At 75.4% G+C, this 12,276-nt stretch carries 14 protein-coding genes and 1 rRNA gene; 10 read left to right on the top strand and 5 right to left on the bottom strand.

Annotated features, from left to right (window positions below; genetic code table 11):
• Position 1 precedes the first annotated feature (1 nt).
• Positions 2–1,477 (bottom strand): malic enzyme-like NAD(P)-binding protein, encoded by a 1,476-nt coding sequence (locus tag ACJTNH_RS11455; RefSeq protein ID WP_458175697.1) that lies wholly within the window; start codon positions 1,475–1,477, stop codon positions 2–4.
• A gap of 70 nt (positions 1,478–1,547) precedes the next feature.
• Positions 1,548–2,432, bottom strand: coding sequence for a helix-turn-helix transcriptional regulator (locus ACJTNH_RS11450; protein WP_458175695.1), 885 nt, complete (start codon positions 2,430–2,432; stop codon positions 1,548–1,550).
• A 178-nt stretch (positions 2,433–2,610) separates the two neighbouring features.
• On the opposite strand from ACJTNH_RS11450, the gene ACJTNH_RS11445 reads away from it, so the two are divergent.
• Positions 2,611–3,468, top strand: a complete 858-nt coding sequence (locus ACJTNH_RS11445; protein ID WP_458175693.1) for an SDR family NAD(P)-dependent oxidoreductase — start codon at positions 2,611–2,613, stop codon at positions 3,466–3,468.
• A 16-nt stretch (positions 3,469–3,484) separates the two neighbouring features.
• On the opposite strand, the gene ACJTNH_RS11440 is transcribed toward ACJTNH_RS11445, so the two are convergent.
• Positions 3,485–3,964, bottom strand: coding sequence for a DUF309 domain-containing protein (locus tag ACJTNH_RS11440; protein WP_458175691.1), 480 nt, complete (start codon positions 3,962–3,964; stop codon positions 3,485–3,487).
• A 1-nt stretch (position 3,965) separates the two neighbouring features.
• Entirely contained in the window at positions 3,966–4,940 is a 975-nt protein-coding gene (locus ACJTNH_RS11435) for an anti-sigma factor RsbA family regulatory protein (protein WP_458175689.1), read from the bottom strand.
• A 169-nt stretch (positions 4,941–5,109) separates the two neighbouring features.
• On the opposite strand from ACJTNH_RS11435, the gene egtE reads away from it, so the two are divergent.
• The 9 genes from egtE (at position 5,110) to ACJTNH_RS11390 (ending at position 11,762) form a co-directional block, all read left to right on the top strand.
• Complete coding sequence (gene egtE / locus ACJTNH_RS11430) at positions 5,110–6,252, top strand: ergothioneine biosynthesis PLP-dependent enzyme EgtE (protein WP_458175687.1); 1,143 nt, start codon at positions 5,110–5,112, stop codon at positions 6,250–6,252.
• Between the two features lie 79 nt (positions 6,253–6,331).
• Positions 6,332–7,147, top strand: coding sequence for a DUF4397 domain-containing protein (locus tag ACJTNH_RS11425; RefSeq protein ID WP_458175685.1), 816 nt, complete (start codon positions 6,332–6,334; stop codon positions 7,145–7,147).
• Between the two features lie 26 nt (positions 7,148–7,173).
• Positions 7,174–7,827 carry a class F sortase gene (locus ACJTNH_RS11420; protein ID WP_458175683.1) on the top strand — a complete coding sequence of 218 codons (654 nt, stop codon included), beginning with the start codon at positions 7,174–7,176 and terminating at the stop codon, positions 7,825–7,827.
• Positions 7,828–7,877: 50 nt separating this feature from the next.
• Positions 7,878–8,480 carry an RNA polymerase sigma factor gene (locus tag ACJTNH_RS11415; protein WP_458175681.1) on the top strand — a complete coding sequence of 201 codons (603 nt, stop codon included), beginning with the start codon at positions 7,878–7,880 and terminating at the stop codon, positions 8,478–8,480.
• Positions 8,461–9,279 (top strand): anti-sigma factor domain-containing protein, encoded by an 819-nt coding sequence (locus tag ACJTNH_RS11410; RefSeq protein WP_458175679.1) that lies wholly within the window; start codon positions 8,461–8,463, stop codon positions 9,277–9,279. The genes ACJTNH_RS11415 and ACJTNH_RS11410 overlap by 20 nt, the downstream gene beginning before the upstream one ends.
• A gap of 102 nt (positions 9,280–9,381) precedes the next feature.
• Entirely contained in the window at positions 9,382–9,543 is a 162-nt protein-coding gene (locus ACJTNH_RS11405) for a hypothetical protein (protein WP_458175677.1), read from the top strand.
• 241 nt (positions 9,544–9,784) lie between these two features.
• The gene (locus tag ACJTNH_RS11400) at positions 9,785–10,147 is read left to right on the top strand and encodes a GntR family transcriptional regulator (protein WP_458175675.1); all 363 of its coding nucleotides are present in this window, start codon (positions 9,785–9,787) and stop codon (positions 10,145–10,147) included.
• Positions 10,144–11,064, top strand: coding sequence for an ABC transporter ATP-binding protein (locus ACJTNH_RS11395; protein ID WP_458175673.1), 921 nt, complete (start codon positions 10,144–10,146; stop codon positions 11,062–11,064). Before ACJTNH_RS11400 ends, ACJTNH_RS11395 begins: the two co-directional genes overlap by 4 nt.
• Complete coding sequence (locus tag ACJTNH_RS11390; RefSeq protein WP_458175671.1) at positions 11,061–11,762, top strand: hypothetical protein; 702 nt, start codon at positions 11,061–11,063, stop codon at positions 11,760–11,762. Before ACJTNH_RS11395 ends, ACJTNH_RS11390 begins: the two co-directional genes overlap by 4 nt.
• A gap of 421 nt (positions 11,763–12,183) precedes the next feature.
• Here ACJTNH_RS11390 and rrf read toward each other — a convergent pair.
• Positions 12,184–12,276, bottom strand: a 5S ribosomal RNA gene (gene rrf / locus ACJTNH_RS11385); the annotation flags it as partial.

Genomic DNA, 12,276 nt, shown 5'->3' with positions numbered 1-12,276 from the left:
GTCAGTCTGCGTCGCCGGGCACCTCCGCGGTGGCCCCGGGCTCGGCCCGGGCCGACTCCTCGACGGCGCTGGCCACCGCGGTGGCGACGGCGGGGTCGAAGACGCTGGGGATGATGTAGTTGGCGTTGAGCTGGTCGTCGCCCACCACCGCGGCCAGCGCGTCGGCGGCGGCCAGCAGCATGCCGGGGCGGATCTCCTTGGCCCGGGCGTCGAGCAGGCCGCGGAAGACGCCGGGGAAGGCCAGCACGTTGTTGATCTGGTTGGGCAGGTCCGACCGGCCCGAGGCGACGACGGCGGCGTGCTGCCGGGCCCGCACCGGGTCGACGTCCGGGGTCGGGTTGGCCATCGGGAAGACCACGGCCCGCTCGGCCATGTCCGCCAGCGCCTCGACCGGGATCACGTTGGCGGCGCTGACCCCGATGAAGACGTCCGCGCCGACCAGGGCGTCGGTCAGCTCACCGCGCCGGCAGCCGGGGTTGGTGCGGCGGGCCAGGTCCAGCTTGGCCGGGGAGAGCCGCTCGTCGTCGGGCGAGAGGATGCCCTCCCGGTCCCAGACCAGCACGTTCGTGGCACCGGCCTCCAGCAGCAGGGTGACGATCGCCGTCCCGGCCGCCCCGCCGCCGGCGACGACGACCGCGACGTCGGTCAGCTGCTTGTCCACCACCCGCAGGGCGTTGCGCAGCGCGGCGAGCACGCAGATCGCGGTGCCGTGCTGGTCGTCGTGGAAGACCGGGATGTCGAGCTTCTCCCGCAGCCGTGCCTCGATCTCGAAGCAGCGGGGTGCGGAGATGTCCTCCAGGTTGATCCCGCCGAAGCCGGGGGCGATCAGCTCGACGGTGCGCACGATCTCGTCGACGTCCTGGGTGTCCAGCGCGATCGGCCAGGCGTTGATGTCACCGAACCGCTTGAACAGCGCGGCCTTGCCCTCCATCACCGGCATGGAGGCGCCCGGGCCGATGTCCCCGAGCCCGAGCACCGCCGACCCGTCGGTGACCACCGCGACGGTGTTGCCCTTGATGGTGAGCCGGCGGACGTCCTCCGGGTGCTCGGCCAGCGCCGTGCAGACCCGGGCGACGCCGGGGGTGTAGGCCATCGACAGGTCGTCGCGGGTCTTCAGCGGCACCCGGGAGGCGACCTCGAGCTTGCCGCCCAGGTGCAGCAGGAAGGTGCGGTCGCTGACCTTGCGGACGTGCACGTTCTCCACCGCGTCGAGCGCGGCCACCACCTCCTCGGAGTGCTGGGCGTCGGCGGCCGAGCAGGTCACGTCCACGGTGAGACCGTCGGGGCGGGACTCGACGACGTCGATCGCGGTGACCGCGCCGCCGGCGGAGCCGACCGCGGTGGCGATCCGCCCGACGCTGGCCGGGTCGCCGTCGGCGGTGAGCCGCACGGTGATGGAGTAGGAGGCCGACGTCACCGGCCCGCGGTGGACGGGCGCAGTGCTCTGCTCAGGGGTGAGGGCGGTCACAGCGGCCATCCTGGCACTGCGAGCGGTCGGTTTCCACCCTTCGGCTGCAACATCCCGCTTCGTGGAATCTGGAACGGGCTCAGGGCCGCTGCCCCGCCTCCGCACGCGGGTCACCGCGCCCGGGAGAGGACGTCCAGCTGGCCAGCAGGTCCAGCGCCTGCCCCGATGCCGTCCCTGCTCCCGCCGTGTAGACGAACAGCGTCTGCCCCGGGTCACCGGGCAGGGTGAGCGTCTCGTACTCCACCGTCAGCTCACCGACGACCGGGTGCCTCAGCCGCTTGGACCCCGACGTCCGCTGGTGGACGCGGTGCCCCTCCCACCACGCCCGGAACTCCGGGCTGCGCTCCGCGAGCTCCTCGACCAGCTCGCGCGCCGCCCGATCGCCCGGGTCCTCGCCGAGGGCGAGCCGGAGGTTCTCCACCGCCGCCCGCGCCTGCTCCTCCCAGTCGAGGAAGAGCTCGCGCGCCTCCTCGGAGAGGAGCATCCAGCGGGCGTAGTTCCGCTCCCGCGGTCGCAGCTGCTCGAAGTCGGTGAACAGTGCGCGCGCCATCCGGTTGCTGGCCAGCACGTCGGTCCGCCGTCCCAGGACGAGCGCCGGCCGCGGGTCCAGGGCGTCGAGGAACTGGTGGAGCCCCGGGCGCGCCCGCTGCACGACGGGGGTGCGCCGCACCCGGGCCGGGGACGCCGGCCCGATCAGGTGACCGAGGTGCGCCCGGCCGGCGTCGTCCAGGTCGAGCGCCCGCGCGATCGCGTCGACCACGCCGGGCGACGGCGTGATCCGACGGCCCTGCTCCAGCCGCGTGTAGTAGTCGGTCGACACCCCGGCCAGCAGGGCGACCTCCTCCCGCCGCAGCCCGGGCACCCGCCGGACCCGCGCGTCGGCGGGCAGCCCGGCACGCGCGGGGTCGATGGCGCCCCGCGCGCGGCGGAGGAAGTCGGCGAGCTCCCGGTTCAGGTCGGCCACCAGGCCATCGTCGCAGGAACGGGCGGCGCACCGCCTGGGTCGCCGAGTCCTGGGCAGACCCTTCCTCTGCCGCGAAGGCCCAGCTCGGGGCCACCATCGCGCCCGGCCGGTGCCGAGACTCGGGTCATCCCACGGCGCCGGAGACCGCTCGGCGCCGGCAGCACCCGAGGAGCACCTCATGCCCTACCCGACCGACCGCCCGGCCACCTGGTTCGTCACCGGCACCTCCCGCGGCCTGGGCCTCGAGCTGGTGACCCAGCTGCTCCGGCGCGGCGACAACGTCGCCGCCACCACCCGGTCGACCGAGCGCCTCACCGCCGCCCTGGGCGAGGTGGACACCGCGCGCCTCCTCCCGCTCACCCTCGACCTGGCCGACGAGCAGGCCGTCCGCGGCGCCGTCCAGGCCACCACCGAGCGGTTCGGCGGGCTCGACGTCGTCGTGAACAACGCCGGGTACGGCTTCCTCGCCGCGGTCGAGGAGGTCAGCGACGCCGAGGCCCGCGCGATGTTCGACGTGCAGGTCTTCGGGGTGTGGAACGTGCTGCGCGCCGCGCTCCCCGTCCTCCGCGCCGCCGGCAGCGGCCACGTCGTCAACGTCAGCTCGATCCTGGGCCTGACGTCCTTCCCCGGCTGGGGGCTGTACTGCGCGGGCAAGCACGCCCTCGAGGGGATGACCGAGTCCCTGGCGGCCGAGGTCGCCGGCATGGGCATCGCCGTCACCCTCGTCGAGCCCGGCTACATGCGGACCGACTTCCTGCGCCCCTCCTCCCTGGGCCTGCCGGCGGGGACGACGTCGGGCTACGAGCCGATCCGGGAGATGACCGACGCCCACCTGGCGATGCCCGGCACCCAGCTCGGCGACCCGGCCAGGGCCGCCGCCGCGATCATCACGCTCGCGGTGTCCGGCGACGCGCCCCTGCACCAGCTGCTCGGCTCGGACTCGTGCTCCCTGGCCACCGCCCGGGTCCAGAGCCTCACCGCCGACATCGAGGCCGGCCGCGACCTGGCCGTGACGACCGACATCCCGCAGGGCTGAGCCACCCGTCCGCGGGCTACGCGCGGGTCAGCCGCGGGGGTGCGAGGTCCAGCGGCGCCCCGCCCGCAGCGGCCGCGCCCAGCCGGGCGGCCCAGGCGACGAGCCCCTCGTCGTCCACCCCGTGCCGGACGGCGGTCTCGCGCGCGGTGCCCAGCGACCGGCCGCCGCGCGCCAGCAACGTGGCCGCGCCGGCGGTGTTGCCGCGCGCCGCGTGGGTCAGGCCGACGGCGAGCTGGGCCAGCCCGCGCCAGAGGTCCCGCTCGTCGTCCGGCCCGGTCTTCCAGGCGTCCTCCAGCACCTCGTGGGCGTGGAACGGGCGCCCGGCGTCCAGCAGCTGCTGCGCCTCGCGCAGCGTCTCCGCCGGGGTGCGCACCACGCCCTCGGGCGCCCGCGGCTCTCCCTCGGTCCCGTAGGGCAGCGGCCGGCCGAGCGCGTCGCGGGGCCGGGCGTTGCGGGCGCGGCCGGCCTCGTCCCGGTCGCGGGGGACGACGGGCACCTCAGGCCAGCACGCTGGTCAGCCGGACCCGCACCCCGTCGTCGGTGACCGTGATGTCGACGTGGTCGCAGAGCTGGCGGGCCAGCCACAGCCCCATCCCGCCCAGCGACAGGTCGTCGCCGTGCGCGGGGCCGTAGCCGATGAACGGGTCCTGCAGGCCGGAGCCGTGGTCGGTGACCGTGCAGACCAGCCGCCCCGAGTCGGCCCACAGCCGCAGGTCGACCGGCGGCCGGCCGTGCCGCAGCGCGTTCGTCGTCATCTCGTCGACGGCGAGCAGGAAGTCCTCCAGCGCCGGCTCCGAGCCCGGCGGCAGGCCGGCGTCGGCGGCGCGCGCCGCGAGGTCGCGGCGCAGCCCCCGCAGGTCGCGCACCGAGTCGGCCTGCACCAGCGGCTCGGTCGACTCCAGCGGCTCGGGCGGCACCGGCAGCGAGGTGAGGTACTGCGCCGGGTCGACGTGGTCGGGGTTGGCCCGCTCCGCACCGTCGACCTGGAGCAGTGGGTGGGTGGCCCGGGCGGCGTCGACCAGCGGCGCCGGCACCCGCCGGGTGTCGACCAGGCACATCACCAGCAGCGGGGCGTCACCGAGCAGGTCGGCCTCGACGAGCTGGTGGTCCAGCACCGCGTCGTAGCGCTGCCACTCCCGCCACGTCTCCGGGTCGGGGCCGGCGAACGGCTCGAGGACGACGCGGACGGCGCCGCCCCCCGGGGAGCGGTGCCGCTCCCCCAGCCGGCGGACGGCGGTGATCGCCGCAGCCGGGCCGTTGCCGTACACGTCGCCCCAGTCGGCCCACACGACCTGCGGCCGGTCGGCCAGCGCCTTCTGCACCAGCTCGAGCGTCTGGTCGGTGCAGACGACCACCACCGGCTCACCGGCGTCCAGCCCGGCGCACACGAAGGCCACCGTGCCGTCGACCAGCTCCTCGTCCGAGGCCGCGATCAGCGCCCGGTGTCGACCGGACCCGGCTGCCCCGTCCATGCCTGCTGGTCCCCGTCCTGCCGTCGCGGAGCCGCCGTGCTGGCAGCCGTGTCCAGGCACTCCCTACCCGGTCGCACGGCGACCTAGGCGTGACCTGGCCGGTGCATGTGCCCGCGCCAGGACGAGCGGGCTCATCCTGGCCGACGGGCGCTCCCCTACGGTCGCCCGGGTGAGCACCCTCCCGCACGACGACCTCGCCGCCTCCTGGCGGGCCGCCCGCCCCGCGTTCGCCGGCACCCACCTGGACAGCGCCTCGTGCAGCCGGCAGAGCACCGCGGTGCTCGACGCCGTCGCGCGGCACGCCCGGCACGAGGCGGAGATCGGCGGCGCGGTCGCCGAGGCCGCCGCCGAGGGCCTGCTGCAGCAGGGGCGGTCGGTGCTGGCCGGGCTGGTGGGCCTGGCCGCCGCCGACGTCGCCTTCACCGAGAGCGCGTCGGCGTCGGTGCGCACCCTCGTCTCCCGGTGGCGGCTCGCCCCGGGCACCCGGATCGGCGTGCTGCCCGGTGAGTACTGGCACAACGCGGCGGTCTTCGCCGACGCGGGGCTGACGCCGGCGCTGCTGCCCGCCGACGGCGTGGGCCGCGCCGACCTGGACGGCCTCCGGCGGGTGCTGCGGGACGACCCGCCGGCGCTCGTGCACGTCACCCTGGTCGCCAGCCACCGCGGTGTCGTCCAGCCGGGTCGGGAGATCGCGGACCTCTGCCGGGCGGCGGGGGTGCCCCTGGTGCTCGACGTCGCCCAGGCGCTCGGCCACGTCGACTGCGACCTGGGCGCCGACGCCGTCTACGGCACCGGCCGCAAGTGGCTCACCGGCCCGCGCGGCGTCGGCTTCCTGGTCGTGCGGCCCTCGATCACCGCGCGGCTGACCCCGGTGCTGCCGCCGGCGATCTACGACGACCGGCGCGCCGGCGTCGACCACGCCCGCGCGTACGAGTCGCACGACGCGCACGTCGCCGGCCGGGTCGGGCTCACCCTGGCCATCGGCGAGCACCTGGCCGCCGGACCGGACCGGGTGCGGGCCCGGCTGGCCGCGCTCGGCCGGGCGACCCGGGAGCGACTGGACGGGCAGCGCGGCTGGCGGGCCGCCGAGCCGCTGGACGAGCCGACGGCGATCACCACTCTCGTCCCGCCGGACGGCGTCGACGTGCGCGAGGTGGCCACCCGGCTGCGCACCGACCACGGCGTGCTCACCGTGGCCGCGGGCCGCGAGCGGGCGCCCCGCGAGCTCACCGGGCCGGTGCTGCGGGTGTCCCCGCACGTGGACGCCACGGTCGAGGACCTCGACACCCTGACCGCCGCCCTGCTCGGCTGACTCCCGACCGGCTGCATCCGGTGGGGCGGGGAGGGCGGAAGAGGTGGGTGACAGGCTCCCCAACGGAAGGAACGTCACCGTGGACAAGACCCGCCCGATCGCCCTGACCGTCGGTACCGCCGGCGCGTTCGCCCTGCTCTTCGCGGCCACCCCGGCGCTCGCCGACTCGCACACCGCAACCGTCTCGGTGCTGCACGGCATCCCGGACACCCCGGTCGACGTCTACGCCAACGGCGAGCGGTTGATCGACGACTTCGCACCGGGCACCCTCGCCGGGCCGCTCGAGCTGCCCGCCGGTGAGTACGACCTGGCGCTCTACCCGGCCGACGCCGCGGACGCGTCCGGGGAGGCCCTGCTGTCGGCGATGGACGTGGCGGTCCCGGCCGGCGCGAACGCCACCGTGGTCGCGCACCTGACCGAGGCCGGCCAGCCGGCGCTGACCCCGTTCGTCAACGACACCTCCGCGGTCCCCGCCGGGCAGGCCCGGGTCACCGTCCGGCACACCGCCGCAGCGCCCGCGGTCGACGTCCGGGCCGGTGGCCAGGTCGTCGCCCCGGGGCTGACCAACCCGAACGAGGCGACGCTGACGGTCCCGGCCGGCACGATCTCCGCCGACGTGGTGCTCGCCGGCACCGACACGGTGGCGATCGGCCCGGCCGACCTGGACCTGGCCGAGGGCACCTCGACCATCGTCTACGCCTGGGGCTCCGGCGACGCCGGCTACGAGCTGGCCACCCAGACGGTGACCGGGCTGCACTCCAGCCCGTCCGGCGTGCCCGGCGGCTCCGCCGGCCTGGCCGAGGACGGCCTGCCGCTCCCGCTGGTCGGCCTGTCGGCGCTGGGCCTGGCCGGTGCGGCCGTGGCCGGCCGCCGGCTGGTCACCAGCCGGGCCTGACCCGGCAGCCCCGAGGACGACGGACCGTGCGCACCGCCGTCGCCGGCGTGGCCGTGGGCCTGGCCCTGGCCATCGGCGTGCCCGTCGGCTGGGAGCTGACCCGGCCGCCGGCGACGGCGGGCGCACCCGTCGCCCAGGCCCTGTCGTCCGCCCCGCCGGCGCCGTCGTCTCCCGGGACGGCGGTGCCGGCGCCGGCGGTCGCGACCCGCGACGCCGCGCCCACCGCGGTGCCACGGCTCCCGACGCCGAGACGGGTGACCGTGCCGGCCTGGGGCGTGGACGCGCCGCTGGACCCGATGGGCGTGGCCCCCGACGGCCAGATGGCGCTGCCCGACGACGTCGACCGGGTCGGCTGGTACCGCTTCGGCCCGGTTCCCGGCGCAGCAGGGTCCGCCGTGCTCGCCGGGCACGTCGACGACCGCGAGCAGGGGCTCGGCGCCCTGGCGCCGCTGCGCTCGGCCGCGGTCGGCGACGAGGTGCTGGTCACCGACGAGGCCGGGACGACGTCCCGCTGGCGGGTGACGTCCCGGGAGCTGATCACCAAGCAGGGACTGCCACTGGACCGGCTGTTCGCCCGCGAGGGAGAGCCCCGGCTGGTGCTGGTCACCTGCGGCGGTCCGTTCCTGCCCGAGTACCGCAGCTACCGCGACAACGTCGTCGTGGTGGCCGAACCCGTGTGATGAGCGCGTCCACCCTGGGCGCACCGACCGTGACCCCTTACGGTCGGCCTGTGGAGGGAGGACCAGCGGGAGCCACGCGGACGCCCCCCGAACCCGACGACGCCGAGGTCGCCCGGCTGTTCTGCGCCGGCGACGAGCGGGCACTGGCCTGGGCCTACGAGCGGTGGGCCGGCCAGGTGCACGGCATGGCCGTGCGCGCCTTCGGCCCGGGCCCGGACGCCGAGGACGTCACCCAGCAGACCTTCATCTCCGCCTGGACCGGCCGGGAGCGGTACTCACCCGCCCAGGGCCCGCTGCCGGCGTGGCTGGTGGGCGTGTGCCGGCACAAGATCGCCGACGCCTGGGCGCGCCGGGATCGCCAGCGACGGCAGACCGAGGCCGCCGCGGCCGACGCGCGCACCCGCCCGGCGAGCACCCGGCCCGACGCGGTGGACGGCGTGGTCGCCGACCGGGTGCTGCTGCTCGGCGAGTTGAACCAGATCGGCCAACCGCAACGAACCATCATCGAGCTGGCGTTCTTCGACGACCTGACCCACACCCAGATCGCCGCCCGCACGGGCATCCCGCTGGGCACGGTCAAGAGCCACATCCGGCGCACCCTGGAGCGCCTGCGCACCCGATTGGAGGCAGACGGTGCAGCACTGCAGTCCTGAGCAGCTCGCGCTCGCCGCCCTCCACGAGGAGCTGCCCGCCGAGGACGCCGCCCACCTGGCCGGCTGCGGTGCCTGCCAGGCCGAGGTCGCCTCGTTGCAGCGGGGGGTCGACGCCCTCGCCGTCCCGGCCTTCTCGGCGACCGGCCCGGAGGTGGCCCCACCGCCCCGGGTGTGGGACGCGATCGCCGCCGCGACCGGCGCGACCAGCCGGCCACGACCCGCCACGCCCCCGGTGGCCGAAGCGTCCGGGGGTGCCCCCTCGGCCGAGCCGCCCCGGGCCGCCCCGGCGGGTGCCGCCCCGGTGGGTGCCGCCCCGGTGGGTGAGCAGCCCGCGGCCGACGTGGTGCCGCTGCGTCCCCGGGCCGCCGGCTGGTCGCGGAACCGCTGGCTGACCGCGGCCGCCGCGGTGCTGGTCGGCGCGGTCGCCGGCGGCACGGTGGTGGCGCTGACGAGCGAGGACGGGAGCGGGTCGGTGGTCGCGCAGGCAGCGCTGGACCCCCTGGACGAGCAGACCGCCTCCGGCCGCGCCGAGGTCCGGGAGTCCGACGGGCTGCGGTCGCTGCAGATCGACCTGGACGCACCGCCCCTCGACGACGGCTACTACGAGGTGTGGCTGCTCGAGCCCGACGCCGTCCGGATGGTGCCGCTCGGGGCGGTGCGCGCCGGCGACACCGTGCTGCCGCTCCCCGAGGGGCTGGACCTGGTGGCCTACCCGGTGGTCGACGTCTCGGTCGAGCCGCTGGACGGCGACCCGACGCACTCCGGCGTCTCGGTGGTCCGCGGCCAGCTGTCCCGCTGATCCCGGCGGCGCCGGGCGATCGGCCTCCCGTGTCGGCGGTTCTCCACCGGGCCGCAGGGTAGGGCAGGCCCGACGGCACCCCCACCAGTCACAGGAGGACCCATGACCGAGCCCGACGACCTCGAGGCCCGCGCCCGGCAGCACGTCGAGCAGCTCCCGGCGGAGACGGCGCTCGGCAACGCCGACCCGGCCGGCGGCGTGGACGACGACCCGCAGGTGCTCGACCAGGCCGCCCGGGAAGAGGGCGAGCAGCGCAGCCAGTAGCAGTCCGCCGGACGACGTCCGGCCCGTACCACCAGCGCCCCCCTCAGCCGGTCCGCCGGCCGAGGGGGGCGCTGTCGTGTCGCCCCCAGGCGCCGCCTCCCTGGGCCGGGGCAGCACGCCTGACCACCCTCGCCCCGATCCCAGCGCTCGGGTCTTGCACCCGGGGCGCGCGTGGTCCTATGGTTCATTACATGAGTAATGAACCAGCGAGCCGGGGACGCCTCGTTCGCGCCGGACCGGCATGAACGAGGACGCCGGCCCGATCTTCCGGCAGATCGCGACCCAGCTGGAGGACGCGATCGTCGACGGCTCCCTCGCCGAGGAGAGCCAGGCCCCCTCGTCCAACGAGCTGGCCGCCTTCCACCGCATCAACCCCGCCACCGCAGCCAAGGGCCTGAACCAGCTGGTGAGCGACGGGGTCCTCTACAAGAGACGAGGAGTCGGGATGTTCGTGGCCACCGGCGCTCGCGAGCAGCTGCTCAAGCGGCGCCGCAGCGAGTTCGCCGACCAGTACCTCACCCCCTTGCTGGCCGAGGCCGACAAGGTGGGCATCAGCATCGCCGAGATCGCCGCGATGCTGCGCGAGCGGGGGGCCCGGCCGTGACCGCCGCCGCCACCCTCGAGGGCGTCACCATGCGCTTCCGTGGCCACACCGCGCTGACCGACGTCTCCACCGAGATCCAGGCCGACACGATCACCGGCCTCCTGGGGCGCAACGGCGCCGGCAAGACCACGCTGATGCAGCTGCTCACCGGCCACCGCGTGCCCACGTCCGGCCAGGTGCGGGTGCTGGGCCAGGAGCCGTTCGAGAACGACGCCGTCCTGAGCCGGCTGTGCTTCATCAAGGAGGGCCAGCGCTACCCCGACCACTTCCGGGTCTGCGACGCACTCGACGCCGCCGCCATGCTGTACCCCGACTGGGACGCCGACCTGGCCGACGAGCTGGTGCGCGACTTCGACCTCCCGCGCAAGCGCCAGGTCAAGAAGCTGTCCCGCGGGATGAACTCGGCCGTCGGCATCGTCCTGGGCCTCGCCTCCCGCGCGCCGGTCACCCTGTTCGACGAGCCCTACCTGGGGCTCGACGCCGTCGCCCGCCAGCAGTTCTACGACCGCCTGCTGGCCGACTACGCGGAGCACCCCCGCACGATCGTGCTGTCCACGCACCTGATCGAGGAGATCAGCGACCTCCTCGAGCACGTGCTCCTGATCGACCACGGCCGCGTGCTGCTCGACGCAGACGCGGAGACCCTGCGCGCCTCCGCCGTGACGGTGACCGGCCCGGCCCGACAGGTCGCCACCTTCGCGTCCGCCCACCACCTGCTCACCACGGAGTCGCTGGCGGGGCAGTCCCGCGCGATCGTCCGCACCCGGACGGCGACCGCATCCCGGGATGCCGGCGACCTCGGGTTGAGCGTGGAGCGCACGTCCCTCCAGCAGCTCGTGGTGGGGATGAGCCTGTCCGCCGGTCCGAGCGCGGCCGCCCCCACCGACCACCACGCCCTGCAGGGAGCTCCCCGATGAACCGCGTCGTCAGCGCAGCACGTCTGCAGGCTGCGAACCCCCTCGTCTCGCTCGGCGTGCCGTGGATGGTCGTCAGCATCTCCTTCGCCATCAACGTGGCGATCTGGGGCCTGGCCGACCTGGACGCCCAGCCCGACGCCGACGCGAACACCGGCGGCATCGCCTCGCTCTACATCACCGTCGTGGTCGTCTCCGCTCAGCTGGTCACCCAGGTGTTCCCCTTCGCCCTCGGGCTCAGCCTGAGCCGCCGCACCTACTACCTCGGGACGGCGCTGGCGGCACTGGTCCAGTCGTTGGTCTTCGCCGTCGCGCTCACCGTGCTGACCGCGATCGAGAACGCAACGAACGGCTGGGGCGTGGGCCTCGACTTCTGGGCGCCGGGTGCGGTCGACGTCGGCAACCCCGTCCTGCAGGTGGCCGTCTTCACCCTCCCGATGCTCGCCGCCTGCTTCCTCGGGGCGGGCATCGGCGTGGTGTTCAAGCGGTGGGGCGCCATGGGCCTGTACACGCTCGGCATCGGTGTCCTCCTCCTCGCCGGGGGGTCAGCGGTCCTGGTGACGTGGCAGCGGCAGTGGACCGATCTGTGGACCTGGCTGACCGAGAGGTCGGTGGAGTCCATGACCCTCGGTCTGCCGGCCGTCCTCGCTGTCGCGCTCGCTGCGCTCACCTACCTGGGCCTGCGCCGCGCTGTCCCGTGAGCGCTGCACCGGCACCTGCACCTGCACGACCCGACGGCCGGCCGCACCCGCGCGCCGGCCGTTCGGCTGCCCGGCGTTGTGTCGGTGACGCAACGCAGCTCGAAGGGCCTCTAGCTTGCCTACCGGTGACGGTCGGGCCCATCCGGGGAAGCCGGGCCGCAGGCAACGGCGCCAGCCGAACCTGACCGCTGACCCGAAAAGCATCGAGGCGCCACCGCCGAGATCGCAGGACCGGGGAGAGGCCGCGGACCATGGGCGGACCCGCTCAGCGACGTCCAGCCGGTCCCTCGTGGCCATCGCGCGGAGGCGCACCACCTGAGGACCCAGCCGTGACCGCGGCGCCCCGACGGCTGGACCAACAGGTCCAGGAATGCAGGAACGGGGTCGCAGCCGTAGCTGTGACCCCGTTCCTGGGAGTTGTGTCCGGCGGCGTCCTACTCTCCCACCCGGTCCCCCGGGCAGTACCATCGGCGCTGAAAGGCTTAGCTTCCGGGTTCGGAATGAGACCGGGCGT

The organism is Modestobacter lacusdianchii (assembly GCF_054177765.1).
This window is presented reverse-complemented; position numbering and strand designations above follow the sequence as displayed.